Here is a 25,169-nt window from a genome sequence, read left to right as displayed (position 1 = left end):
AAGTATTATTTTTTACCGATCAGGCTTGGCCAATTGGCATCCGCTTGTTTGATGTGCAACGCAGGATCTTGATCCCACTTGCGTTTAATGTTGTCGTCATAATTCAGATACAGCTTGCCATCGACCACGGCCCAATCTTTTGGATCAGAAGAGGCGAAGTCGTTCTTGGCAGACACAGCCCAAGCGCAATAGCCACCATATTGCGGAGCGTATTTTTCAGGTTCAGCTTTGAACATATCCAGATGCTGTTGCGAGGCAAAATACCAATCAGCGCCTTTATATTCAGTGACGAACTTGGCACTGCCTTCGGCCGGTTTTTGGTCCGTAAAGTAAGCAACCGTGTCATAGCCGCTAAGTGCTTTATTACTAAAATAGCCGGTGTAAATTTCATCTTGCGCAAACGCCAGACTGCTCATAAACAAGGCTAAAAACATCATTAAACGTGTCATAACAACTCCTAAATTTTGATTAATAAGAACCACTAACGAGGGAAACCTTTTCGTGAAAACACGTGTCTTGAGAACGATTGCTTTGAAAACCATTGTCTTGAAAACAATAGCTCTGAGACGCCAACGCTTGTGGCGTTAAATTCGAGCAAGGCGATCCGGCTACATAGCTCATTTGAAAATTGTCTTTTGTGACCTGAATCCGAGTAAAACTCACGGTTTGAGCGTCTTCTCTGTGCATACAAACCGAAAAATGAGACTGTTCTGGATGGTGCTGAGAATGAAACAACAGCAAATCGTCAGCGCTTGCGACGGTGAGTTCCTCATAGATGGATTGTCGATAGGTCGTAACTGTTTCTAGTTCCACTGCAGACGAAAAATGCGGTGATATGGCGTAATCAATAGCGACGCGTTCACCATCCCATTGGAATTCCCGCACCTTTTCACAGCCAAATTCAAAGGCTAATAAAGTAAAAGGTGCAAACTGCTGAAGATCCAACAGGGCAAACTGCAGCTCAACTTGACTGATACTTGTCGTACTGGATAAATGCTTTAATAATTGCCCACGACTAACCAGCTCACCGGCGGGATTTTTGCCTTGATAATTATTCAGCAAACAAAGCGACAACCCTTGCTCATTTAAACTAATCCAACTGCCTTTGCCGACAGGGTCCACTGGCATCAACACCTGAACACCCTGCTGTAAAAAGAACTGAGGTGGCAACGCTGGCGCACGTGCTTTTTGTTCGTCACGATTGAAAAACAATTGATAACCTGACTCATCAATCCACCAAGAAACCGAGCACATTATGATTGCCCTCGTAAAAACGTTGCGGTGGCGGGTGCAATGCCAAAATCTTCATCAATGCTTTTATTCATTAAACTGGCGGCCACCTTCACCATGGCAAAATGATGATTCGCATGCAGCGCCGCAAAGGTAATTTCACGCTCTAAGGTCGACGACATAAGGCAAGCTTGCGTATGCGAAACAGAGACTTCGGTCAAAACATTCACGTTTTTCTTAAGCTCTTTTTCCGATAAGCCAGTAAGCCAGTTTGTCAGCTCGTCGATTTCAACTAAGGCAACAGAGCGCGATGTTTCCACCCTATGACCACGACGACGTTGGTTATAATCAATCACTATTCCCGCTTGATAAACGGCATTAAAGACATCTAACCAATGACGAAAATGCTCACCAATAGAACTGTTCACCACAGGCTTCATCGACGCTTGATAAGCGTCATCGTCGAGCATCTGTAAGCAACGAGACGCCTGAGCAAACACCTCAAGACAACCTTGCACCGTTGGCACATAGGTCGCTGCGGGGAAGTCACTGACTTGTTTTTTTTTCAATACCGATTGCATAGGTTTTCCTTACAAGAACGTCTCTTAATTTAATCAGTAGCCGGATAGTGCTGAATAAGTGCTTTTTCTTCTCGCCAGGCTTTTAACAAAGCTCGAATCGTCGGCGATTTAAAACCACGCTTTTTCTGCAAGGCGCCTATCTCGAACAAAATTCGATACTGCTTTAGCAAGGTGCTGAAAATTTCGGATAACCTGGTATTGCGGTCCCAAATATGTGTGGCTTCACTGCTGGCACCATTCATTTCTAAAATAGAAAAGTTTTCACCTGCCATAAAAGACTCAATATCAGCAAACTTGATGTCTAAACGGCCGTAGTAGTAGCCATCCACATCTTTTAAGATCTCATCCAATTTGCGCGTTAATGCTTGCGTGATGTATTGATTGCCATTACGAAAAATCGAGCCACGGCTGTGACTGCCAGCAAACGCGAGAGGATATTCCTCACCGTCTGCGGGAATCCAATCCAGCTTTTGTGTATGACGTGGGAAATACAAATGCGCTAACTGACCGGCTCGCGGGCAACGCTCAATCAGCTGTCTTAAACTGTGCGTGCCGTCACCGACAACACTGGGGGTGTATTTCAAGGTGATGGAAATAATCTCGCCCTGTTCCTGCCCTGGATAACGCACATAGAAGACACCTGCTTCCGCTTGATATGGCGCTTTACGTTGCAGTAGAAACTGAGCGGAGATAGGAAACGTTTGAATATAGTCATGAAGTTGCGCTGTGGATTTCAGTAGCTTGACACCAACACCACGACACCCTAAATCTGGCTTAGCCACAATGGGAAATGACAACTGCGCGACGTCCATTGCTTGCTGTGCGTCTTCTAATTGAACAGCAACGCTCTCTTGGTTTTTCGTCAGGGTAATAAAAGGCTCAATCCATTGCTTGGCTACTGGGCCAGCCAAATTCAATATGTCTGTTTTGGACTCGCCCACCATGCCGCTCAACTTGATGCTAGGATTGGCAATTAAAGGCAAACAAACATCGCCGTGACGCACACCAAGTAACAGACTCTGCACGACCACTGGCGCGTAAAAAAACCAGCTTGGCATGAATTCATAAGGTGAAATACTCGCTTCCTCTTCAACTTGGAGCAGCGGCATTCCAGCATTAATTCTATTTGGCGCAATGAACTGCCCCTCAACCATGGCACTCATGACATACCTCGCGTAAACGATTTATTAAGAAAACGATTCATTAAAAACAACAGACCAAATGCCACAGGAATAAGTAGCCATTTCAGCTCTGAAACTTGCATAAAAACACTGCTACCTATTTGGTAAATTAGTGTGAACACCACCAGCGTCCAAATAGAAGTAGCAAGCAGAACAGCACTAAAAAAGACAGGTAACGGAATGACGAGAAAACCACTTAAGGTAAAACCAATGGTTCTTAAGCCGGGAATAAAACGAATTAAGAAAAGGTTCAAAAAAGCACGCTGGGTCAGCTTTTGTCTCACGACTTTAAACGAAGAATTGGTTAAGGCTCGATAGCGTAACCATCTGACTTTTCGGGCGTAACGCCCCAAGACATACAAGCCCAAATCCCCCGTCGCGATGCCAATAAAAATCGACATTAATGCAAGTGAAGAAGGCAAGTCCCCATGGGCAGACAAGGTCGCCGCTGTTGCGATGGCAAGGTCTTCGAGTAAATAAGACAAGAGCACAATGCCAACACACAACAAGGTCAGCGACGCTGTTCCCGATGTTAGCCATACTTGTAATTCTGCAATCAAGGTAAGTTACCTACCTATATCATCTAAAAACTTGGAAAGGTCCAAGCGCTCATATTCTGTTTCTGAAGATTAGACGTGGGCAGATATCACTTTCTTACACAAATATTTGAAAAATTAATTTAAAGCAGAACTGAATGCGCCAAATAAGGTAAAGGCGAGGAAGTAAATATTGAAAATTGCTGAGGGAATATTAAGGATGTAGGAAGTCGTGCTTCTTTTTTCGTATTGAGCAATTAGCCAAAACCTCTAATTTCTGACTTTGTGTCGATTTTTGCCAATCCATGATTTCAGTAATGGTTCGATAACAGCCCACACAAACGTCGTCACCATCAAGGCAGCACTGACGAATACAAGGGCTTTTTATATTGGGATCGGTTTTATGTGTTTCTGACATAATTTGCAGACCACTACTTTTAGACAATGTTCTTAGACATATTATAGCCAGTCACCACAAAACCTATTTTTTCGTACAAGGCAAAGGCGCGTTTATTGTGGTAAGCCACTCTGAGCTTAATCTGATGAATGCCGTCATTTTTAAGTCGTTCTTCAAGTTCACTCATGGCATGTCTACCAAATTGTTTACTGCGATGAGGCTCATTAATATAAAAATCGCAAATAAACGCCGTTTGGTCTTCAGCATTGATTGAGTACCAAAGATAACCAATCAACGTGTTTTGCTGGTTAATGCTTGTCTCAATACAGAGCAATACTTGGCTATCACTGTCGACACCCGTAGGGAAGCTTTTTGACAGATCTTGTTCTGCTAATACAAGGGCATCAGTGATAGAACGCCCATAATTTAAGGCAATTTCTTGACTGTAATCTTCGATAAAATATTCACTAAATGCGGGAAATTCTGCTTGGCGCATTTTTCGTAGCATAATCATGTTTCTCTCTCCCTAAAATAATACGGCTGGGGGTAATGGATGGCTAATCCCAATTACTACGGCGCAAACTTTTGATTTGGCCTTTTTGCTTTTTCTTATCAATCCGTTTTTTCTGCGAAGAGCGTGATGGTTTGGTCGGTCTACGCGCTTTTTGCACACGTACCGCTTCAAGAATCAGCTCTTTCAGTCTTGCCAGTGCATCTTCTCGGTTTAACTCTTGGGTTCGATGTTGCTGTGCCTTAAGCACAATGTCGCCGTCTTTGGTAAGACGAGAATCGCTTAATGCTAACAAACGCTCTTTATAAAATTCAGGCAAAGAAGAGCTGGCGACATTGAATCTAAGATGGATGGCAGAAGAGACTTTATTGACGTTTTGACCGCCTGCGCCTTGCGCTCGGATAGCGGTTAATTCAATTTCGTGGTCTGGGATCGCCACGGCGAGGGTAATTTGTAGCATGATGGCAGCTTTATGTTTCTTTCTATTGAAATGGCCGACGATTATAACAGGCTTAAGAAGTGTTTGCTTTGGTGCATCGTTTATCAGTACATTATCGGTTACAATCGCCGTTTCATTTTCAGACTAGATAGGAGTTTTTTTGTGACCCAATTCCGTCCTTGTATCGATCTACACCAAGGCAAGGTTAAGCAAATTGTTGGTGGAAGTCTAAATGACACAGGTGCCACAGAGAACTTTATCAGCGAATACAATGCTGAACATTACGCAAATATGTATCGTGAGCATGGCCTAGTTGGTGGTCATGTTATTGCTTTAGGTAAGGGCAACCAAGAAGAAGCACTTAGCGCCCTTCGCGCTTACCCTGATGGTTTGCAATTTGGCGGCGGTGTTAACAGTAGCAATGCTGAAGGTTACTTAAAAGCAGGAGCTTCTCACGTTATTGTAACGTCTTATTTATTCGAAAATGGTGAATTCTCTTGGGATCGCTTAGATAAAATAAAACGAGAAACAGGTACTGATCGTTTAGTGCTTGATTTAAGTTGCCGTCGTACACAAGATGGTTGGTATATTGCAACTGATCGCTGGCAAACCATTACATCGACTCAAGTTAACCAAGAAAATCTAATTGAACTAGCAAACCACTGCGATGAATTTTTGATTCATGCAGCTGATGTTGAAGGCTTGCAAGCTGGTATTGATGAAGAATTGGTTCAACTGCTTGGCCAAGGTTGCCCAGTTGCAGTTACTTACGCTGGCGGCGCTCGTTCTTTGTCGGACTTAAAACGCGTTCATGAATTGTCTAATGGCTTAGTGGATTTAACTATAGGTAGTGCGCTGGATATTTTTGGCGGCAAAGGCGTCACGTTAGATGAATGCATTTTGTGGAACCAGTCACAAAAATAATGTAAAGAGAGGCTTGCCGTGGCTTGTCTCTCGCCTTCGCTGTATATGATGTTCACCCAAGTCTTTTAGAGCTTCTATTTGCACTTTTAAATAGAATACTCGCATGAGTAACGGGTACTTCAGCTCGACATACAATCCGCCATACCGCATACTTGGCGACTTAATTATTCGCTTATAATCTCAGGATTAATCAATGTCTACATTTCGTACCGGCCTTTTACTTGCGACACTTTTTTTAAGTGCCTGCTCGATGCCAATTTTTAAAGACTTACAAAACAGTAAAATTGAGACAACGCCAGCTCAAAATACCGTAAATACAGAGCAAGAAGCCGCCCCTAGCAAAACACCTGCTGGCGAAACCGCAACGGTAGAAACCAGCGTTATTACTGAAACTAGCAATAACAACGCTGCGAAAGCAAACATTACTAAAAGCAACGCAGACTTAGTTGAACAACTTAATGCTCAAAAAAAGTTAGCTAATGCTAACCTTACAGAACTAAAAAATAGAACAGGAAACGCCCCTGACTTACCTAAAATAGTCGCTAATGACAAAATGAGCGAAAAGGAATTAAACACGGGCATTCAACTACTTCGTTCATATGTTAGTAAGACCAATACAGCGCTTGCTATGTTGAATTCACGTGTAAGTGACAGAGAAAAAGTGGCGATGAATGGCGATTTAATCCGAATTTTTCTAACAGAAGCCACCATTACTCATGATAAGGCGACATTTAAAGCGCAACCTCTTGTTGGCCAATGGGTCCGTGGCGAGAGTCGAGTCATCCGCTTAAAAGACAATATTTTGTTTGAAAACCCAAAATCAGAAGACTTGCATATTACTTTCTCGGAAACTTACCAGCTTGTTGTTAATGGTCAGGTCATCTCTACCGTTAATCCAAAAAGAGAAAAAAATAACGCAAGCTTTAATGTGATTACATCAGACAATCATGGCACTATTGTCGGCAAATTGGACTATAGAATGGTAGATAAGTGATAATCTAATTATCATTTAACCACTATGTTTTATAAATAAAAAAAGAGCGCATGCTCTTTTTTTATTTAGCTCAGCTCTGCCGCTTTTCTACGTTTATGTGCGTTATCTAAGACCATCTGTATACAAGCTAAATAATCAACAACCATATTTACCAACAACAGGTTATCTAATTTCTTAACTAACTTACCAATACGTTTTACTACCTGCCAGTTAACCGACATAACACGACTTGCGACATGTTTGTCTGCTGCATTTAGAGCCGATAAATACGCGGTGGCGATATAGCCTGGCTCTGGATTCATTGTGCCAGTGTCTTCTGGTAGTCTTCCCATCCCATGCAACAAGCGTTCAGCCAAACGTCTATATAAAGACGATACCTTTTTAAACACATGTTTATCCATAGTATTCCCAACTCGCCCATATAGTGCCGAGTTAGCAACAAAGCCATCAAAACACATAGAAAGCATGTCACATAAGACGCATGAGTCCCTATCTGGATAAGGCATACCCTCTGAACTATTGTGGTTAAGCATGCTTGTCTCCTTTCAAAAAAGGGTGAACTTTGTGCAAATAAGGATAATTAACCCCGTGTTTAATGCAAAGTTACTTTAAAAGACTAGGAGCGACTTATCTTCCTATGATTCCATGACCCATATAAATTTTAGGATCAATCTTCTGTTCTATCTAGGGAAAATAATGATGTCTTCACCAAAGCTATTTATGCATGTTCAAGATCCATTATTAGCTTCAAATTTGCTATCTTTAAATGGCGTTCGACAATACGAGTTAAACATCAGTCATCAAGATGAAAACTGGCTGGATCAACTGTCCACCACAAAATCTGATGTTGCTCTTATTGAAGTCAGTTCATTACAGGATGTTGCCTTAAAAGCGCTTATTAATAGCCCTGTCTTGTATCAGACTGAATTCTTATTTTTCAGCAAAGGCGAACCTGACCCAATACTGGATTCGCTAATGCAGAAAGGCGCCGGATTTCACTATCGCGCCCCTTACAATCTAAAACTGATTGAATCTTCGTTAGAAGAAGTCTTTTATGACCTAAACCGATCTCACGAAAACACTCACACCCAAACCAGCTATTTGGATCAATTTGGATTATTGGTCGGCTCTTCAACGGCGATGCACTCTCTTTATCGTACCATTCGAAAAGTAGCTGCAACTAAAGCCAACGCTTTTATTATGGGCGAAAGTGGCACTGGTAAAGAGCTTATCGCCAATACATTACATGTTTTCAGTCAACGCGCCGAAGGCCCTTTTGTCGCTATCAACTGTGGAGCACTTAGCCCCGAATTGATTGACAGTGAACTATTCGGTCATGTTAAAGGTGCATTTACCGGAGCACATAAAGATCACCAAGGCGTTTTCGAGCAAGCAGAAGGCGGTACTCTGTTTTTAGATGAAATCACCGAGATGCCGTATGAGCAACAAGTAAAACTATTAAGAGTGCTTGAAAGCGGTGAATACAAGCCTGTTGGCTCTCAACAAGTAAAAATCGCTAACGTACGCATTGTTGCAGCCACAAACCGCACATTAAGTGACGCCATTCGAGACGAGGTTTTCCGCGAAGACCTCTATTTTCGTTTAGCTCAATTTCCTATCATGGTTCCTACGTTACGTGCCCGTGAAGGTGATGCCTGTGGCCTTGCTCAGCACTTTTTGGCTTACCGAAACGCTCAAGATGGTCAGCAAAAACACTTTTCAGAACAAAGCCTAGAAAAGATCAACCATTACACTTGGCCAGGCAATGTGCGTGAATTAAAACACGCTGTAGAGCGAGCTTACATTCTGTCAGACTCTATTATTCACCCAGAACACCTTGTTACCAATGATCTTAGCGATCAAACCGAAACCAGCACCACAGCAGGTATTCCTACTGGCATGCGTTTAGATGACATCGAAAAAATTGCCATCTTAAAAACACTCAAAAACAATGACGGCAATAAAACCGATACAGCCAATCAACTTGGCATCAGTATCAAAACTCTCTATAACAAATTGGATAAATACGACCAAACTGATTTTTTATAAAGCAATAAAAGTCATATTTAAAAAATGTTAGAAAAAAGGCCGATCACTCGGCCTTTTTTCTGTTCATTTTAGCAATCAGTGTCTTTGGCGTTCATGCCTTCTTTTGCTTCTTCACACTTATCTTCAATGGCGTTACCTGTATCGGTCATAGTGTCTTCAATTGAGTTGCCAGCGTTGTTCAGTGCATCACCAGCATCATCCATAGTTTGCTCAACAGCATCACCAGCATTGGACATTGCGTCTTCTACTTTGTTGTCATCAGAGCTCTGATCACATGCAGCCAATGTACCAGCAGTAACAAGAACCAAAGCAGTATTTAGTAGAGTGCGTTTAATATTCATAATGGTAACCTCCATTTAGTTTTTAAAAGTTTGGGAGCAATAATTGCGGTCTATGCCTGCAGCCCAAATAATCAACTCAACAACCTAAAAAAGAGAACTTATGTTCGTGTTGTTGATTTCACTTAGAGTATTGCGAAGCGCGTGCCAACTTTTTCAAAAAATCCATAAGATACTGATAAATAAAGACTTTATCGGAAAACATTTAATCAGAGACAATCTCTACTAAGCTGCTAACAAGTAGTTTTTACAAAATTACTCGGTAACTGTTTCCGTCGAGTAATTGTAAAGACGCAAAAAATATGATCTAGCGACCATTTTTGTCGATTAAATAAACCACTCATTTGGTGAAATACACAAAAAGTCTCTTGAATGTTTGTATGTCTGCCATAAAATTGGCCAAAACCTTTGCTTTACTTATAAGCGACTATTAAGGACACGTTAATGAGCACCACGCTAAACACCTCACCAAAATTAGATGGTTTTCGTATGCCTGCAGAGCACGAACCGCAAGATCAAGTCTGGATGGCTTGGCCAACCCGCGAAGACAACTGGCGAGAAAAAGGCAAGCACGCTCAAGCAGAGTTTGTTGCGGTGGCAACAGCGATTGCGCAATCAACCAATGTCACTTTTATTGTCGATGCTAAGCATTATGAACAAGCTCGAACCGCCTTACCTGATCAAATCCGAGTCATTGAAATCCCCTCTGACGATTGTTGGATGCGTGACATAGGTGCCACTTATGTTGTTAACGATCTTGGCGAACGACGTGCCAATAGTTGGCAGTTTAATGCTTGGGGTGGAGAACTGGACGGCCTATATGATTCTTGGGAACAAGATAATGCGGTTGCCGAAAAAATGGCGATGGTTACTGGTGACCCAGTTTACCAAGTCCCCTTAATTCTTGAAGGTGGCTCTATTCATGTCGATGGCGAAGGCACCTTATTTACAACGGAAGAATGCCTACTTCATCCAAGCCGTAATCCGCATCTAGGCAAAAACGACATTGAAGACCTCTTAAAGGCTTACTTGAATGTCGAAAAAATTATTTGGTTAAAAGATGGGCTTTATAACGATGAAACCAACGGTCACGTTGATAACATCATGCATGTTATTCGCCCGGGCGTTGTCGCATTAACCGATTGTGATGACTCAGATGACCCACAATACGCCATCAGTAAAGCCGCATTGAAAGTCCTAAGCGAAACGATTGATGCCAAAGGTCGAGCACTAGAGATCATTAAACTGCCATTGCCAGGGCCGCTTTTTGTATCTGAAGACGAGGCTCAAAATCTACTCGAAAGCGATTCAATGAATCGACAAGCTGGAGAACGCCTCGCCGCTTCCTACGCCAACTTCTTAATTACGAACAAAAGTATTATATTTCCAACATTCGGTGTAAAAACCGATGAGCAAGCGAGAGAGATTCTACAAAAAGCCTTTCCCGAGTTTACAGTAACAGGTGTTTACGCCAGAAACATATTATTGGGTGGAGGAAACATTCACTGCATTACTCAGCAAGTGCCGATAAAGTGTGCTGTATAAAGCGTTTTAATATCGTTAAAATATTGAATAGAGTTACCATTTGATAACAAATATCTTGTTGCTATTTCCGTATAAAAGCATCAAATATAAACCTTTTTTATGACAGTGATATTTCTGTTTGTAGTGCACTCACACTGTGCTAACCTCGTGCATTAACGCCTTGTAAAAACGGTCTATAACGCATTGGTGTTTTATGTATTTTCTGGCTAGAACATAAACAAAAGATGTTGCTTATGTTCGGTTGTACTAATTGAAGCGTTTTGCTTCTTATTTACGATGGCGTATTTCGCTTGGGGTAATATTAATGGATTCCACGTTTACTTTATTGGACTTAGGCTGGCAGGCTTACTTTCAACAACAGTTATCATTGGATGATTTAGAATCTAACCGTATTGCTCGTATCTGCTCTCAAAAAGATAGCTATTACGAGCTTGTCAGTGAGTCTGGTTTCTTTAACTTAGAAAGTGATTCAGATATGCCAAGCATGGCTGTCGGCGACTGGGTTGTTACCGATACTGAATATAATTTTTTACGCCTTTTAGAACCAAGCTCTGTATTTGAAAACATCGCTTCAAATATAGACACTGTGTTTTTAATGTGTGCATTAAACCAAGATTTCAATTTGGCGTTGATTAAACGTTATTTAGAACTGACTCACGATGCTCAAGCTGACGCTGTTGTTATTTTGACAAAAGCCGATACCTGTAGTGATGCGGCAGAAAAACGTGCCCAAGTAGAAAAGCTTGATCCGTTACTTATTGTAGAGACGGTTAATGCTTTAGACGCTGGCAGCCTACAATGTTTATCGCCCTTGCTTAAGAAAGGTAAAACCATTGCCTTACTTGGCGCAGTTGGTTCAGGTAAATCCGCATTGATAAAGACATTGATGCAAACCACAGCCGAAGGCAAAGCACAAAGAAACATTGGCGACTCTGGCGCATTAAAGATTATGCCATCCGGTGCTATTTTGCTTGATACCGAGGGCATGCGTGAATTACAGCTTGCTGAATTTGATAGCAGTGCGATAGCAAACTTTGCCGACATCATTGCATTGGAAAAAGAATGTCGTTTCAGCGATTGCCATCACCAAGGCGAGCCTGGGTGCGCCATCAAAGGCGCCGTTGAGGCGAATCGTTTAGATGAGCAACGTGTGGCTGACTTTATGCTGCTTCGTAATGAAGATAGCGATGATGATCAAGTGACTAAATCTAAACCGCAAGAAAAGTTCTATCGCAGCGCACAATCCGATATACGCGCTCGAAAACACAGTTCTGCTGAGTAAAATTTAGAGCAAGCTAACACTAGCAAAACAGAAAGCGGACTATGTTTGATAGTCCGCTTTTTTATTGTAAAAAAACTTCCAAAAACAATAACCACGCCCTCCGCCCTTTACAGCAAGCCACTGAGTGTTTATAACAACCGCTCTATTCGTTTTTACTCCACTCTAACAGAGGCAGCTTTTCTGAATCTCCATGTCTAATATTTTAATGATTTATTCAACTACAGACGGTCACACGAAAAAGATAAGCCTGACAATACAAGACGTTATCGAGAGCCAAGGCCATATCGTGACTCTTTTACCAGTAGAAGAGGCAACGGCTGAAAGCCTAGCCAAACATGACAAGGTAGTCATTGGTGCCAGCATTCGCTACGGCAAACACCAGAAAGTTGTGATCGACTTTATCGAACAAAATAAAACTCAACTTGAAAGTAAGCCAAATGCTTTTTACACCGTGAACCTTGTGGCTCGTAAACCTGAGAAGTGCCAACCAGATACCAATCCGTACATTATTAAACTGTTGGCGCAACTTGATTGGAAGCCTAGTGTACAAGGTGTTTTTGCAGGGAAATTAAATTATCCGCAATACGGCTTTATCGATCGTAATATGATCCGCTTTATTATGTGGATGACCAAAGGACCGACCGATCCAAAAACCAATATGGAATTTACCAACTGGAATAGCGTGAACCTGTTTGCCCAATCCGTAAGCGATATGTAATACACCGATGGGGAACCATCTATAGTAAAGCGACAACACTGAACCACACTAAATTGCCAACTTATTCTATTTAGCGATTAGAAAAGGAAAAATGAAATGACTGATACGCTGTTGCTAACCTTTATTTTTTTGGTTGCAGGGGTCATTTCTGTTCCTATTGCATCACGGCTTGGACTGGGTTCTGTATTGGGTTATCTGCTCGCTGGGATTATTATCAGCCCAATACTAACATTATTAAAAGTCGACATTATTTCCATCCAACACTTTGCCGAGCTAGGTGTGGTGATGATGCTGTTTCTTGTTGGATTAGAACTAAACCCGAAAAAGCTCTGGGCACTAAAGTCCAAATTAATCGGCTTAGGGGGCGGACAGGTTGTGTTAACCGCCCTTTTAATTATGGCTATAGGAATGTTGCTAAACCAAGAATGGCGCACTAGCTTGGCCATTGGTTTGGTGCTAGCACTTTCTTCAACCGCCATCGTGATTCAAACCTTAACGGAAAAAGGTTTGATGACATCCGACGGTGGTCAATCGTCTTTTGCCGTGCTGCTCGCTCAAGACATTGTGGTGATTCCGATGTTGGCGTTTATCCCTCTACTTGCCACGCCTGAGTTAATTGAATCGCTCAATCATGCTGCGGATATTACTCAGGCTGGAAGCCACTCAGCAACACTAGTTGACAAATTAGATGCATGGCAAACCGCCTTAGTGACCATAGGCGCAATCGCCACCGTGGTTTTAGGAGGGAGCTTCTTAGTGACTCCCATCTTTCGCTTTATTTCAGTCGCAGAATTGAGAGAGTTATTTACCGCGACCGCACTCATGTTTGTCATCGGCACCACGCTACTGATGTCTTTGGTTGGCTTGTCTCCTGCTTTGGGGGCGTTCTTAGCTGGTGTCGTTCTGGCCAATTCGCCTTATCGCCATGAATTAGAAAGCGATATCGCGCCATTTAAAGGATTATTGCTCGGACTCTTCTTTATGACTGTCGGCGCAGGCATCAACTTCGCCCTATTGTTTAACAACTTTCTCTCTATCCTTGGCTTAACCATCGGATTAATCCTCCTAAAAGCCACGACGCTTTTCATATTAGGACGGATTTTCAATATTCGTGGGTCAAACAAATGGCTATTTGCACTAAGTCTTGCGCAAGCTGGGGAATTTGGTTTTGTACTGCTGTCATTTACCGTCAGCAATGCGGTGATATCGCAAGAGATTGCCGACCTTCTGCTACTGGTGGTGGCGTTATCTATGCTGCTAACCCCAGTGTTATTTATTATCTATGACCGCGTGATCGCTCCCCGTTATGCCACCGACCAATCTGCAAGTGCACACGACGATCTGCCTGAAGATAACAAAATCATCATTGCCGGTTCAGGGCGAATGGGAAGCACGATAGATAACCTTTTACGCCTAGCTGGATACCATTCAACGGTTATTGATTTCAGCGTAAAACGTCTTAGAGCGCTAGAACGCTTTGGTGTAAAAAACTACTTTGGTGATGCGACTCGTCCGGATTTACTTAAAGCAGCGGGTATAGATGACGCTTCACTGCTGATTATCGCCATTGATAATCCAGAGCAAACCACCAAACTTGTCAAATATGTCAAAGAACATCACCCTGAACTGCATGTTATCGCGCGCGCATTCGACAATAACCACGTATACGATTTATGGGCCTCTGGATGCCGAGATATTATTCGAGAAAACTACGACAGTAGTCTACGTATGGGACGCTCTGCCTTTGAAGCACTGGGTATTTCTCACCATAAAGCGGAACAGATGATCGACGTGTTTAACCAGCACGATAAAGTGTCTATGGTCGAAGTAGCAGACGCTCATCAGATAGGCGTGCCTTTCCATGAAAACAGCGTCTTTATCGATCGCCTCAAAGCGTACCTTGAAGAGAAAAACCCACAGCTTCAAAAAGCCATGAAAGACATTCAAGATCAGGCCGATTAATGCAACGTCACGCTAGGTTGCAACTTAGCGAGTCGTTCATTCCATTTACCAGCATGGGAGCGCTCGCAAGCTTCTTCGCTATCAAAGCTCACCTGCTGACGAAGCTTGTTTAATGTGATTTTTGCAGCGCTTAACTCTTGATGAATAAGCGTATAAAAGTACTCGTCTTGCTTGGCTTCAATGGCTTTAGACAAAGACAAGTCCGTTTCGAACACACAAACGATTTTGAGTGAATTAGGAAACGCATTGTAATTAACAACATGCGTTAACCAAACAAAACCTTCCACAGAACCCAAAGCGGTTTCGCACACGTTAGTTAACGCTTCCCGAAGAGCATTATCAATTTTCTTATCGGACTTCTTCATAAAAACACATAGCTGGTTAAAGAGGCAGAAAGTGTAACCTGTTGCAGAATTACAACCAACCGTCTCCAGTTGTTCAATCATATGGGATAAAAATGCTTTTTTGGGCATTAAGCGTTTCTATCAACTATTCAGCCGAACCCCGATGCATTACACTATTTGGCATTATCTAAAACATCTTTCAAACATCTGATAAAAGCAGAAACTCATAAAAGCGCCTGCTTTTACTTTGATGCAAGACACCTAGTAAGGAATCACGCTGTGAAAAAAGTATTTATTGATGGCGAAACAGGCACTACTGGCCTTCAAGTAAAAGATCGTCTAATTAAGCATCCCGGCATTGAAATTATCAGTATCGACCCAGATAAAAAACGCGATATTGAAGAAAAACGTCGCTTGATGAAAAAAGCGGATGTGACTGTACTTTGCCTACCTGATGATGCCGCCAAAGACAGCGTTGTTTTAGCCAAAGAAGAAGGCTGCCGCATTTTAGACGCCAGCTCGGTTCACCGTGTTGCCGATGGTTGGGTATATGGTTTGCCTGAACTAGACGTCACTCAGCGCGATAAAATCAAAGAAGCACAGTTTGTATCTAACCCTGGTTGTTATCCAACAGGTGCTATCTTGTTGCTGAAGCCTTTGATTGAAGCCGGATTACTGTCTGCTTCTTATGATTATTCAATCAATGCAGTATCAGGTTACAGTGGCGGCGGTAACGCGCTCATTGATCGCTATGAAAGCACCAACAACGCGCCCATTTATGGGGCTTATGGCTTAAGTTTTAATCATAAACATTTAGCAGAAACGAAAAAATGGTCTGGCTTGGATAACGCACCGATTTTCGTCCCAAGTGTGGGTAACTTTCGCCAAGGCATGTTGACGTTTTTACCGATCAACTTAAAAGGCGACGTCACCATGGAACAATTGCAAGCTAAGTTGGCCGAAGTGTATGCCAATGACATGTTTGTTACCGTTAATGGCTTTAATATGATTGCCGATAACGCTGCCCCATTCTTGACACCTCATGGTCTTGAAGACACCAACCAAATCGAGCTGTCCGTTCTAAGTGAACCTGGTAATAAGTCAGGTATACTGGTTGCAAAACTGGATAACCTTGGCAAAGGTGCATCTGGCGCTGCCGTACAAAACCTAAACATTATGTTAGGTTTTGACGAAGCAACCGCCGTGAATCTTCGCTAGTCTCCTTATCCCACCTTCTCTGTAAAAAGAAGGTGGGATTTGTGCTTTAGAGCATCCAATGAATAATAAAAATAATTCCCCACATGTTGCTGAAACAACACCAACGCCCTCATTGACATCCCCAAGCAAACCTAGCTGGCCGCTTTATTTGATTTTAGCGATGACATTGGCCATTGGGGCTATTTCATACCAATTTCTTACGCTTCCCCAATCGTTAACTGCTGGGCTATTGTTCATTTGCATCGCTTTCTGGGCAACATCTTTGGTGCCTGCTTATTGGCCAGCTTTAGGCTTATTTGCTTTTGCGACAGCAACACAGCTAGCGCCCACACAAGTGATATTCGCCGGGTTTCAGTCATCTACATTTTGGTTATTGTTCAGCGGTATGGTGTTTGGCGCAGCGATTAATCATACGGGAATCAGTTCTCGCGTAACTCGATTACTAATGCTTATTTTGGGCAATAGCTACCAGGGCACCATAATAAAAATTGCTTTGTTTGCGATGGCGTTGGCCTTTTTGATCCCCTCTGGTGTGAGTCGTATCGTACTCATTATCCCGATCATTGCCTCCTTAGCCGATCACTTTGGCTATGACCAAAACTCCAATGGTCGAAAAGGTATGTTATTAGCTGGGGCATTTGGAACCTTCTTACCAGCCTTTGCTATCCTGCCAGCAAATGCGCCTAACATGCTGCTCTCTGGTATGACGGAAGCCCTGTATAACGCGCCTTTTTCTTATGGCGAATATCTACTTCTGCATTTTCCTGTCTTGGGGTTTGGTAAGTTAGTCATGACCATTGGCGTTATCTTGTGGCTTTTTCCAGACAAAGCACCAAACCAAGCGATACAAGCAACCATAGAAAAATCCGCCATGACGAAAGTAGAAACGCGCTTATTAATTGTGCTTTGTGTTTGCTTTGCTTTCTGGTTTACCGACTCGCTGCATCATATTTCTGCAGGTTGGATTGGGCTTATTACTGCACTCGTTTGTCTATGGCCAAACCTTGGTTTAACCGCAAAGAATAGCATCGACAAAGATATCCAGTACGGTACTTTGTTATTCGCTGCAGGGATTATCGGTTTAAGTGCCATCATTGCTTATTCTGGATTGGGTAATATCTTGGTGAACTATTTAACCGAGGTAATTCCTTTCAGCCAAGATTCACCTTTGATGAATTTAGGCTTGTTGACCTTTATTTCTACTTGCGTGTCAGTGGTGACAAATTTGGCTGGTGTACCCGCCATTATGACGCCAATGGCAGAGCATCTTGCTAACATTACTGGCTTGTCCAATAACGCTGTACTAATGACTCAAGTGCTGGCATTCTCCAACGTCTTGTTGCCTTATCAAGCGCCACCTTTGATTACCGCGATAGCGCTTGGTAATTTATCGATCAGCGCTGTCACAAAAGTATGTTTGGCGACCTTTGCGCTAACAAGTGTTTTATTACTACCATTAAACTTCCTCTGGTGGCATATTCTGGGAATGTTTTAACTAACCCCGAACCGTTACTCGATGCAGTTTTCTGGGTTGATCACCATAATCCGTCACTGCAAAGTGCTGAGTCACTCGGTTGTCCCAAATGGCAACCGAACCAGCTTGCCATTGAAATCGGACATGAAACTGAGCTTGTCGAGCAATAGCAAACAGTCGATCTAGCAAGGCTCGACTTTCCTTATCATCAAGACCAACAACCGAGCGCGTAAACTGCTCGTTGATAAACAAAACCGCTTCATTGGTCTCCGGATGACGAGTCACCATTGGACGAACGATAGGTGGATAAGCTTGAGATTTTTGTGCGACTCGACTTTTACCCGAATCATCTTGTTCGTCGTATCGACTGCCTTCGAACGCGTGCAATCCATGAATAGCGTCCATAGAATCTAGCATATTTCGATCTTCTTTCGATAAACTCGCAAACACCGCCGCCATGTTAGACCAAATCGTGTCACCACCTTCTTTTGGCACATACTGGGCATGCAATATTGAACATTTTGGTGGCGTTTCTTGCCATGTCATGTCCGTGTGCCAAAAACTTTCTCCCGGTGGGTTACCACGAGCGGTTTCAATAATGACGACTTGATCGTTTTCGGCCAAATGTGGGAAGAAAGGATGCGCAGGCTCTAGTTCACCAAACATTCGACCTAAGGCAAGATGCTGTTCTGGAGACAGACATTGATCACGAAAGAACAACACTTTATGGGTCAAAAATGCTTGATAAATGTCCCCAACAGTTTGTGACGTTAACGCGGACAAATCTATGCCATCAACTTGAGCGCCAAGCACGTCAGCCAAAGGGTGAACAATCATAATAAAATGTCCTCTCTCTATTATTTGAATAAAACTAATACGCTCTGCGATACTAAAAAAATTCACCGACTGTCTTGCCAATAAAGCAAGTTTTACCAGCTTTTTCAGCTAAAATATCGTACTATGCCCGTTAAATCACTCTTGACCCAGCATTCTAATTATTGATTCCTATGATACGACTTTCCAATATCCAACTTCCTCTTGATCACGACGCTAGCGCAGTAGAAAACGCGATTTTATCCATGCTTGATGTTTCAGCGGAGAAACTCGTTAGTTTTAACGTCTTTCGCCGCGGCTACGATGCGCGCAAAAAAACCAACATCATGCTGATCTACACCTTGGATGTTGAAACGACGTGCAACGATGACTTACTTAGCCAATTCGCGGATCACCAACAAGTCAAAGAAACACCCGACCTAGACTATCATCAAGTCGCACAAGCACCAGCAACACTAACCGAGCGCCCTATCGTCATTGGATTTGGCCCTTGTGGTTTATTAGCGGCTTTAGTTTTAGCGCAAATGGGCTACAAGCCAATCGTTCTAGAACGCGGTAAAGAAGTACGTGAACGCACCAAAGATACCTTTGGCTTTTGGCGTAAAAAAATTCTGAACACTGAATCCAACGTGCAGTTCGGTGAAGGCGGCGCGGGGACCTTCTCTGACGGTAAACTTTATAGTCAGGTTAAAGACCCTAAACAATACAGCCGTAAAGTACTAAACGAATTTGTGGCTGCTGGCGCGCCAGATGAAATCCTCTTCGTCAGCAAACCTCACATTGGTACCTTTAAGCTGGTTGCCATGGTCGAGAAAATGCGCGCACAAATTATTGAGCTGGGTGGCGAAATTCGTTTCAGCTGTCGCGTAGATGATTTGCACATTGAAGACGGCCAAGTCACTGGCGTTACACTTGCCGATGGCGAACAACTGCATTCTAAACACATCGCTATTGCTATTGGCCACAGTGCTCGTGACACCTTCGAGATGCTGCACAACAAAGGCGTATACATCGAAGCCAAACCCTTCTCGGTGGGCTTTCGTATCGAACACGAGCAATCCTCTATCGATAAAGCACGCTTTGGCCCAAATGCGGGTAACGAGATTCTGGGTGCGGCGGATTACAAACTGGTTCACCACTGTAAAAATGGTCGTTCCGTTTACAGCTTCTGCATGTGCCCTGGCGGCACCGTCGTTGCAGCTACATCAGAAGAAAATCGCGTAGTTACCAATGGTATGAGTCAATACTCTCGCAATGAGCGCAACGCCAACAGCGCCATTGTTGTGGGTATTGATCCATCCGATTACCCTGGTGGCCCGCTTGCAGGAATCGAATTCCAACGCAAGCTAGAAAGCCTTGCTTATGAATTGGGTGGCAGCAACTACGATGCGCCAGCACAAACCGTCGGTGCCTTTTTGCGTAACGAAACACCTGAAAAACTCGGTACAGTTGAGCCTTCTTTCAAACCGGGTATTAAACTTACTAACCTAGCCGATGCCTTGCCAGATTTTTGTATTGAAGCGATTCGCGAAGCCATTCCGGCTTTTAATAAGAAAATCCGAGGCTTTGCCTTCGACGACGCTCTACTTACTGGTGTAGAAACACGCACTTCGGCACCTATCAACATCAAACGCGAAAACGACAGCCTTGAAAGCATCAACACCAAAGGCTTATTCCCAGCGGGTGAAGGTGCAGGCTACGCAGGCGGCATCATGTCAGCGGCCATTGACGGCATCAAAATCGCCGAAGCCATGGCATTGAGCATTAACGCCAAAAGCGCTCAGTAATTTTTTGCAGACATAGATGGCTATGTTGGTAACCTTTCAGAACAAGAAGCACAATGAGCATTCCAAAGGCTCATTGTGCTTCTTTATAAAACAACCCAAGCCTGGTGTTTTGAGTTCGATTACGCTGACCTAATACAAAAACAGTCAGCAACAAAGCAAGAAACTCGGTGCTCGCAGCGGCATACCAAATTCCCCATTCGGAAAAGAAATACGGTAAAATGAAAATCAACGGCAGAGAAAAGACATAGGTTTTCATGATGCCAAGGATACCTGCTCTTTTCGCATCGCCAATGGCTTGAAAAAACATGCTAATCATCATTTGCGGGCCGACTAGGAAAAGCGCTAGTGTAGAAAGCGGTAAGATTCGAACAACCTCACTGATAACCGCCTGATCACTAACAAACAAGGCTCCCAAATCACTTCTAAAAACAAACGCAATAAGCTGTAACAGCAGGCAATAAACAAAGGCAACAGTCAAAGCAATTCGGATACTGGTATTTACTCTACCTAGCGAATTGGCTCCAAAGTTATTACCCACAATCGCCTGAAAAGCCATACTAAGCCCAAGTAGAGGCAAGAAAATAAACGTCATTAAACGCGTAACAATGCCATAAGCGCCCACTGTCGTTGCATAATTAGCAGCATCCCATATTTGTAAGTTGTATAAAATAGCCCCAGACGTTAATGCCAAGCCAATATAATTTAAACTCGATGGCGCACCTAAAGACAAAAATGTCAGCCAATGCTGTCGGGATTTTGAAAACAGAATCACCTGAAGGTTAAGCTCGTTTTTCTGAGATTTACGGTAGAAAAAAATGATAATCAAAGAAACAGCTTGTGCGAAGACAGTCCCATAAGCTGAACCTTCCACCCCCCAGTTCAGTCTAACAATCAGTAGGTAATTGAAAATCCCATTTAATAATACGGACAAAAGAGAAACTGATGCCATGAAAGAAACACGCCCTTCGCAGCGTAAACTATCGCCATTGATGGCCAAAATAAAGATCAGAGGGGAGCAAAAAACCAAGATGGATATGTAGCGATAACTCATATCGGCAATCAAATTGGAGCCATTGCTGACAGCATCTGTCAATGCGTGTCCACCTAGCAGAAATAACCCAATCAACACCAAACAAACCAATAAAGACAAGCTAATTGCTTGAGAAAAAACGTCTACGGCACTGGAGCTATTTCCCGCACCCAACTGCCGTGCCATCAAACTGGCAAAACCATTCGATACGAGCGTTGATAAAGCAACAATCAGAATAAAAGCAGGAAACATAGAAGTAACCGCAGTCAGAGCATCCGCACCTACAAACAAACCGAGAAAGTATGCATCTACCAGCGCAAACGAACCGTTCACCATCATAATTAAAATAATCGGCGCGGCCGTTTTTAGAAAAACAAACGATAAAGGCTTATTTAGAAACGTATTGTTTTTATGTGATTCTGTCGTCATTAGAAATATGTCCCGCTATATCACCACAAGCAAAAGGTATTTAGAGTATGAGCTACCATCATAGGCTATGAGGATATTATTCTAAGCAAGAAACGAACGGGAGCTTTTATCGTGAGAAGTATCAAAAATAGCAATTTCTGTTACTTAAGCTCTATGGCTGATCCCTCTCATAGCTGCTAATGTAGTAACCACATTCCCTATTCATGAGTTGTTTTATGTGGCTAGAAGCATCCAGTACTCTTGAGTTCAACATTGAAACACCTTCTCCTTTTGTGCTTATGTTGCGCCCCCGTAGTGGTATGCAACAATGGATCGCACGAGAAGAATATGTCTTGTCTCCAAGTGTGCAGGCGGTAGAGTTTACTGATTCATTTGGTAACTTATGTCAGCGATTAGTTGCCCCTGCAGGGCATTTTTCAATACGAATTTCTGTGGTGATAGAAACCGCTAATGCATCAGATTCTGCCCCTGGCGCGCCCTTTGTCGACATTCAACAGTTACCAGACGAAACCTTACCTTTCTTGCACCCCAGCCGCTATTGCGACTCAGATCATTTTACTGATATGGCCTCATCCATCGTTACTGGTTTAACGCCAGGTTATGACCAATGCAGCGCTATCGTCGATTATATCCGCCAAAATATTCAGTACACACCAGGTGAAGGTGAACAAAACCTGAGTGCCTCTGAATTAAATGAATTAGGCCGTGGTGTTTGTCGAGATATGGCGCATTTAGGCATTGCTTGTTGTCGGGCTCTTGCCATTCCTGCACGCATGGTAGTCGGTTATCTCGAAGGCTTAGAGCCGATGGATTTGCATGCGTGGTTCGAAGCCTACGTTGGCAATCGTTGGTACACATTCGATCCGACGCAGGCCGATTTAGAAGGTGGTCGTGTTGCTATTGCCTTTGGGCGAGACGCTGCGGATGTTGCCATCTACACCCAGTTTGGCCCACCAGTAGAACTGCTCAATCTCGATGTTAAAGTCCAAGAAACCCAAGGTCCAACGCGATAACACAGAATTTTTCATGAAGCGAAACAATGAATCAAGCTATTTAGCAATCTCAAATTGAATAACAGCATCACCTTGATTGATAACTCGATTCACGCCCAATGACTCGGCCGCAGGTACTAATCCATTTAAGGTTCCAGTAATAAAAAAGTAGTCTTTATTACCGTAGCCTCGCTGAATACATTGAAGCATCCCTTTTTTCACAATGTCTTTCTTTGCCTCAACCAACTGATCTAATTCTGCTGAGAAGCTATAACTTTGATTACCACCTTCAAAGACCAACTCGCCAGTGACTGGTTTTTTTGAAACGAAAACACCGTAGTTAAAGTAAAAGTCGCATGCGGAATGGTTGCTTGGATGTATCTCTGCACGAATTAATTCAACGGCTGCAAAAGGAGCCAGTCCAGCGACTAACTCATTGACTTCATCGGTTTTACTTGGCACTGTCAATTGAAAGCACACCTCTAGCTCAGTACCACGACATTCTTGCTGTGAAATGGAGTCGCTAAAGTTAGCAAATACTTGAAAATCAAAAATAGGCGAAAGAATGATCACGCCATCTTTATTGACAATTTTCCAACCAGCAATGGCGGCGCCCTTCTCGACTAGCTCAGCGATCAAAGCGTCTTGCGCTGAACAAACAGCGTCGAAAGTCTCGGTTAACGATAATAACGGCTCATGCTGGAATCCTTTTACTACCTGAGAATACTCTTCGAAAACCATAGTCTAATAACCCTTAAAAAAATAATAACCGGAACATAAATAAAAACCTCATCATATACCAACTTAAACCAAACCTAACCAGAATGGTATAAGAGCCAATGCAAATGCTTCATCTTAATTTTGTTTCATTATCATTTAATCTGTATCATGAGCCCACTTTAACCCATCCCATGAAAAGGAACTTCCAGTGAAAAAAATACTTGCCGTGCTCGTTTTCACGCTTGTTGCTGCATGCTTAGTTGCCCCTAAATTTATTGCACCCAAGCATCAAGAAAAAATCGTAGAACTGATATCAAATATCAATAAAGCGCCAGGTTACACAGCAAATATTGAGTCTACCAATTCAGTCTGGTTCGGCTCTGAAAATAAAGTACTTGTTACCTTTGACGCGACTCAATTCGATCCTACCATTCAGGATGGGGCTATTGAAGCTGAGATCACTATTGATACGCACTATGGTCCTTTGTTGTTTTCAAGCCAAGGTTTGTTTGGTTTGTATAAAACTGATATTCGTTTTGCTGGTGATAATCTGCGTGACTACGTTGATTGGGATGAAGATCAGCCTTTCTATGAGCTTTCTGTTCTTGGCGGCTTTACTGATAATTTCAAAATCGCGGATACAATTCCTGAGTTTACTAACCCAGCCGATACGGTTCAATTCAGTGGTTATGCTGGCCAAGGTCAAATGTCAGACCAAGGATTCATCTACCAAGGCAATTTAAATCAAATGGATGTGGTAGACGGCTACACACCAATTAAAGCGGAAGGGTTTTCGATTTCTATTGAGCTAAATGCAGATCTCGCTTCCATTATGCAAGGTGGTTTTTACGACAGTACAACTGACCTAAGCCTTGAAAAGCTTAATGTAGGTGGAGACACGGAATTTTCAGGTCTCAACATTGAAGCGACTTCTAGTTTGGATCAAGAAACTCAGTTAGGAAATATTCAAGTAGCCTATCTAATTAAAAATGCCATGATTGGAACCTTCACCGCGAGTGACCTTTCTTTTGTCACTGAGCTAACAAAACTCAGTAACAAGTTCTTTATGGATTACAAAAAGTTCTCTGATGATGTGCTAGCAGAATCGCCTACTTCTGACACTTCCAGCGACGCGCTGTTTGCCTTTATGCAAAACAATATTGGTGAGTTATTGGCCGCGAAACCTGAATTCAACATCACAGACTTCAGCGGTACTTTTCCTAAAGGTAGCTTTAATGCGACACTGACAAGTAAACTCGCTGATATTGAAACACCAACCATTGATGAGTTATTAATTCCTGAGTTTTGGCTATACAACGCTGTTGTGACAGCTAATATCGAAGCGGATGAGCCTTTAATTCGTGACTTCGCAGAGCAATTTATTGCCAGCAAAATGCGTGCTCCAGTGACGGCCCCTGAAGTAAAACAACAAGCATTAATGATCATTAACAGCTTTGTTCAACAAGGCTTGATTCAGCTTGATGATGACAAATATAAAAGCGAAATTACCATCGAAGATGGCCAAGGCAAGATCTACGATTCGGCCTTTCCTTTAATGTAAGTTACGTATTTAAAAATAGCCAAATTACAAACTAAAAAGGCGCGTCTTAAATTCTGTGCAAACAGAAATAAGACGCGCCTTTTTTAGTCTATT

General features: G+C 42.8%; 26 protein-coding genes. 12 read left to right on the top strand and 14 right to left on the bottom strand.

The window, feature by feature from the left end; all coding sequences use genetic code 11:
* Window positions 1-5 precede the first annotated feature (5 nt).
* The 8 genes from KDW99_RS06560 to arfB form a co-directional block, all read right to left on the bottom strand.
* On the bottom strand, window positions 6-449 hold the full coding sequence (locus KDW99_RS06560; protein WP_255828493.1) for a YHS domain-containing (seleno)protein: 444 nt from the start codon (window positions 447-449) through the stop codon (window positions 6-8).
* A 19-nt stretch (window positions 450-468) separates the two neighbouring features.
* On the bottom strand, window positions 469-1,254 hold the full coding sequence (locus KDW99_RS06555) for an NRDE family protein (protein WP_255828492.1): 786 nt from the start codon (window positions 1,252-1,254) through the stop codon (window positions 469-471).
* A complete protein-coding gene (locus KDW99_RS06550; RefSeq protein WP_255828491.1) occupies window positions 1,254-1,811 on the bottom strand; it encodes a hypothetical protein in 558 nt (185 codons plus the stop codon). The genes KDW99_RS06555 and KDW99_RS06550 overlap by 1 nt, the downstream gene beginning before the upstream one ends.
* A 29-nt stretch (window positions 1,812-1,840) precedes the next feature.
* On the bottom strand, window positions 1,841-2,974 hold the full coding sequence (locus KDW99_RS06545) for a D-alanine--D-alanine ligase (protein WP_255828490.1): 1,134 nt from the start codon (window positions 2,972-2,974) through the stop codon (window positions 1,841-1,843).
* A complete protein-coding gene (locus KDW99_RS06540; protein WP_255828489.1) occupies window positions 2,971-3,552 on the bottom strand; it encodes a DedA family protein in 582 nt (193 codons plus the stop codon). The genes KDW99_RS06545 and KDW99_RS06540 overlap by 4 nt, the downstream gene beginning before the upstream one ends.
* Before the next feature lie 190 nt (window positions 3,553-3,742).
* Window positions 3,743-3,946 (bottom strand): DUF1289 domain-containing protein, encoded by a 204-nt coding sequence (locus KDW99_RS06535; RefSeq protein WP_255828488.1) that lies wholly within the window; start codon window positions 3,944-3,946, stop codon window positions 3,743-3,745.
* Between the two features lie 19 nt (window positions 3,947-3,965).
* On the bottom strand, window positions 3,966-4,439 hold the full coding sequence (locus tag KDW99_RS06530; protein WP_255828487.1) for a GNAT family N-acetyltransferase: 474 nt from the start codon (window positions 4,437-4,439) through the stop codon (window positions 3,966-3,968).
* Window positions 4,440-4,482: 43 nt separating this feature from the next.
* Entirely contained in the window at window positions 4,483-4,896 is a 414-nt protein-coding gene (gene arfB, locus KDW99_RS06525; RefSeq protein ID WP_255828486.1) for an alternative ribosome rescue aminoacyl-tRNA hydrolase ArfB, read from the bottom strand.
* A gap of 141 nt (window positions 4,897-5,037) precedes the next feature.
* On the opposite strand from arfB, the gene hisA reads away from it, so the two are divergent.
* Both hisA and KDW99_RS06515 read left to right on the top strand, forming a co-directional pair.
* On the top strand, window positions 5,038-5,799 hold the full coding sequence (hisA, locus tag KDW99_RS06520; RefSeq protein ID WP_255828485.1) for a phosphoribosylformimino-5-aminoimidazole carboxamide ribotide isomerase: 762 nt from the start codon (window positions 5,038-5,040) through the stop codon (window positions 5,797-5,799).
* A gap of 193 nt (window positions 5,800-5,992) precedes the next feature.
* Window positions 5,993-6,793: a hypothetical protein gene (locus KDW99_RS06515; RefSeq protein ID WP_255828484.1), complete on the top strand. Its 801-nt coding sequence runs from the start codon at window positions 5,993-5,995 to the stop codon at window positions 6,791-6,793.
* A 65-nt stretch (window positions 6,794-6,858) separates the two neighbouring features.
* On the opposite strand, the gene KDW99_RS06510 is transcribed toward KDW99_RS06515, so the two are convergent.
* Window positions 6,859-7,326 (bottom strand): hypothetical protein, encoded by a 468-nt coding sequence (locus KDW99_RS06510; RefSeq protein WP_255828483.1) that lies wholly within the window; start codon window positions 7,324-7,326, stop codon window positions 6,859-6,861.
* Between the two features lie 163 nt (window positions 7,327-7,489).
* Here KDW99_RS06510 and KDW99_RS06505 point away from each other — a divergent pair, with 163 nt between their 5' ends.
* A complete protein-coding gene (locus KDW99_RS06505) occupies window positions 7,490-8,842 on the top strand; it encodes a sigma-54 interaction domain-containing protein (protein WP_255828482.1) in 1,353 nt (450 codons plus the stop codon).
* A gap of 68 nt (window positions 8,843-8,910) precedes the next feature.
* On the opposite strand, the gene KDW99_RS06500 is transcribed toward KDW99_RS06505, so the two are convergent.
* Window positions 8,911-9,183, bottom strand: a complete 273-nt coding sequence (locus KDW99_RS06500; RefSeq protein ID WP_114411813.1) for a hypothetical protein — start codon at window positions 9,181-9,183, stop codon at window positions 8,911-8,913.
* Between the two features lie 441 nt (window positions 9,184-9,624).
* Between KDW99_RS06500 and aguA the strand changes: the two genes are divergently transcribed.
* From aguA to KDW99_RS06480, 4 genes are all read left to right on the top strand, one after another.
* Entirely contained in the window at window positions 9,625-10,725 is a 1,101-nt protein-coding gene (gene aguA / locus KDW99_RS06495; protein ID WP_255828481.1) for an agmatine deiminase, read from the top strand.
* A 304-nt stretch (window positions 10,726-11,029) separates the two neighbouring features.
* Window positions 11,030-12,007 (top strand): GTPase RsgA, encoded by a 978-nt coding sequence (rsgA, locus tag KDW99_RS06490; RefSeq protein WP_255828480.1) that lies wholly within the window; start codon window positions 11,030-11,032, stop codon window positions 12,005-12,007.
* A gap of 190 nt (window positions 12,008-12,197) precedes the next feature.
* Window positions 12,198-12,725, top strand: coding sequence for a menaquinone-dependent protoporphyrinogen IX dehydrogenase (gene hemG, locus KDW99_RS06485; protein WP_255828479.1), 528 nt, complete (start codon window positions 12,198-12,200; stop codon window positions 12,723-12,725).
* A 96-nt stretch (window positions 12,726-12,821) separates the two neighbouring features.
* Window positions 12,822-14,687 (top strand): cation:proton antiporter domain-containing protein, encoded by a 1,866-nt coding sequence (locus KDW99_RS06480; protein WP_255828478.1) that lies wholly within the window; start codon window positions 12,822-12,824, stop codon window positions 14,685-14,687.
* Here KDW99_RS06480 and KDW99_RS06475 read toward each other — a convergent pair.
* Complete coding sequence (locus KDW99_RS06475; RefSeq protein ID WP_255828476.1) at window positions 14,684-15,160, bottom strand: Fis family transcriptional regulator; 477 nt, start codon at window positions 15,158-15,160, stop codon at window positions 14,684-14,686. The genes KDW99_RS06480 and KDW99_RS06475 overlap by 4 nt on opposite strands.
* A gap of 150 nt (window positions 15,161-15,310) precedes the next feature.
* Between KDW99_RS06475 and argC the strand changes: the two genes are divergently transcribed.
* Window positions 15,311-16,249: an N-acetyl-gamma-glutamyl-phosphate reductase gene (gene argC / locus KDW99_RS06470; protein ID WP_255828475.1), complete on the top strand. Its 939-nt coding sequence runs from the start codon at window positions 15,311-15,313 to the stop codon at window positions 16,247-16,249.
* Between the two features lie 58 nt (window positions 16,250-16,307).
* Window positions 16,308-17,744 carry an SLC13 family permease gene (locus KDW99_RS06465; protein WP_255828474.1) on the top strand — a complete coding sequence of 479 codons (1,437 nt, stop codon included), beginning with the start codon at window positions 16,308-16,310 and terminating at the stop codon, window positions 17,742-17,744.
* On the opposite strand, the gene KDW99_RS06460 is transcribed toward KDW99_RS06465, so the two are convergent.
* Window positions 17,745-18,560 carry a TauD/TfdA dioxygenase family protein gene (locus KDW99_RS06460; protein WP_255828473.1) on the bottom strand — a complete coding sequence of 272 codons (816 nt, stop codon included), beginning with the start codon at window positions 18,558-18,560 and terminating at the stop codon, window positions 17,745-17,747.
* Window positions 18,561-18,730: 170 nt separating this feature from the next.
* Between KDW99_RS06460 and KDW99_RS06455 the strand changes: the two genes are divergently transcribed.
* Window positions 18,731-20,344: an NAD(P)/FAD-dependent oxidoreductase gene (locus KDW99_RS06455; protein ID WP_255828472.1), complete on the top strand. Its 1,614-nt coding sequence runs from the start codon at window positions 18,731-18,733 to the stop codon at window positions 20,342-20,344.
* 70 nt (window positions 20,345-20,414) lie between these two features.
* Here KDW99_RS06455 and KDW99_RS06450 read toward each other — a convergent pair whose 3' ends face one another.
* Window positions 20,415-21,803 carry an MATE family efflux transporter gene (locus KDW99_RS06450; RefSeq protein ID WP_255828471.1) on the bottom strand — a complete coding sequence of 463 codons (1,389 nt, stop codon included), beginning with the start codon at window positions 21,801-21,803 and terminating at the stop codon, window positions 20,415-20,417.
* A 215-nt stretch (window positions 21,804-22,018) separates the two neighbouring features.
* Here KDW99_RS06450 and KDW99_RS06445 point away from each other — a divergent pair, with 215 nt between their 5' ends.
* On the top strand, window positions 22,019-22,816 hold the full coding sequence (locus tag KDW99_RS06445; protein WP_255828470.1) for a transglutaminase family protein: 798 nt from the start codon (window positions 22,019-22,021) through the stop codon (window positions 22,814-22,816).
* Window positions 22,817-22,852: 36 nt separating this feature from the next.
* Here the strand turns inward: KDW99_RS06445 and KDW99_RS06440 are convergent, their stop codons facing one another.
* A complete protein-coding gene (locus KDW99_RS06440; protein WP_255828469.1) occupies window positions 22,853-23,536 on the bottom strand; it encodes a hypothetical protein in 684 nt (227 codons plus the stop codon).
* Window positions 23,537-23,723: 187 nt separating this feature from the next.
* Between KDW99_RS06440 and KDW99_RS06435 the strand changes: the two genes are divergently transcribed.
* Complete coding sequence (locus tag KDW99_RS06435) at window positions 23,724-25,076, top strand: YdgA family protein (protein WP_255828468.1); 1,353 nt, start codon at window positions 23,724-23,726, stop codon at window positions 25,074-25,076.
* Window positions 25,077-25,169: the final 93 nt, after the last annotated feature.

It is taken from the genome of Marinomonas rhizomae (assembly GCF_024397855.1).
Lineage (GTDB): Bacteria > Pseudomonadota > Gammaproteobacteria > Pseudomonadales > Marinomonadaceae > Marinomonas > Marinomonas rhizomae_A.
The sequence above is the reverse complement of the archived record's forward strand: the minus strand, read 5'-3'. Positions and strand labels throughout refer to the sequence as shown.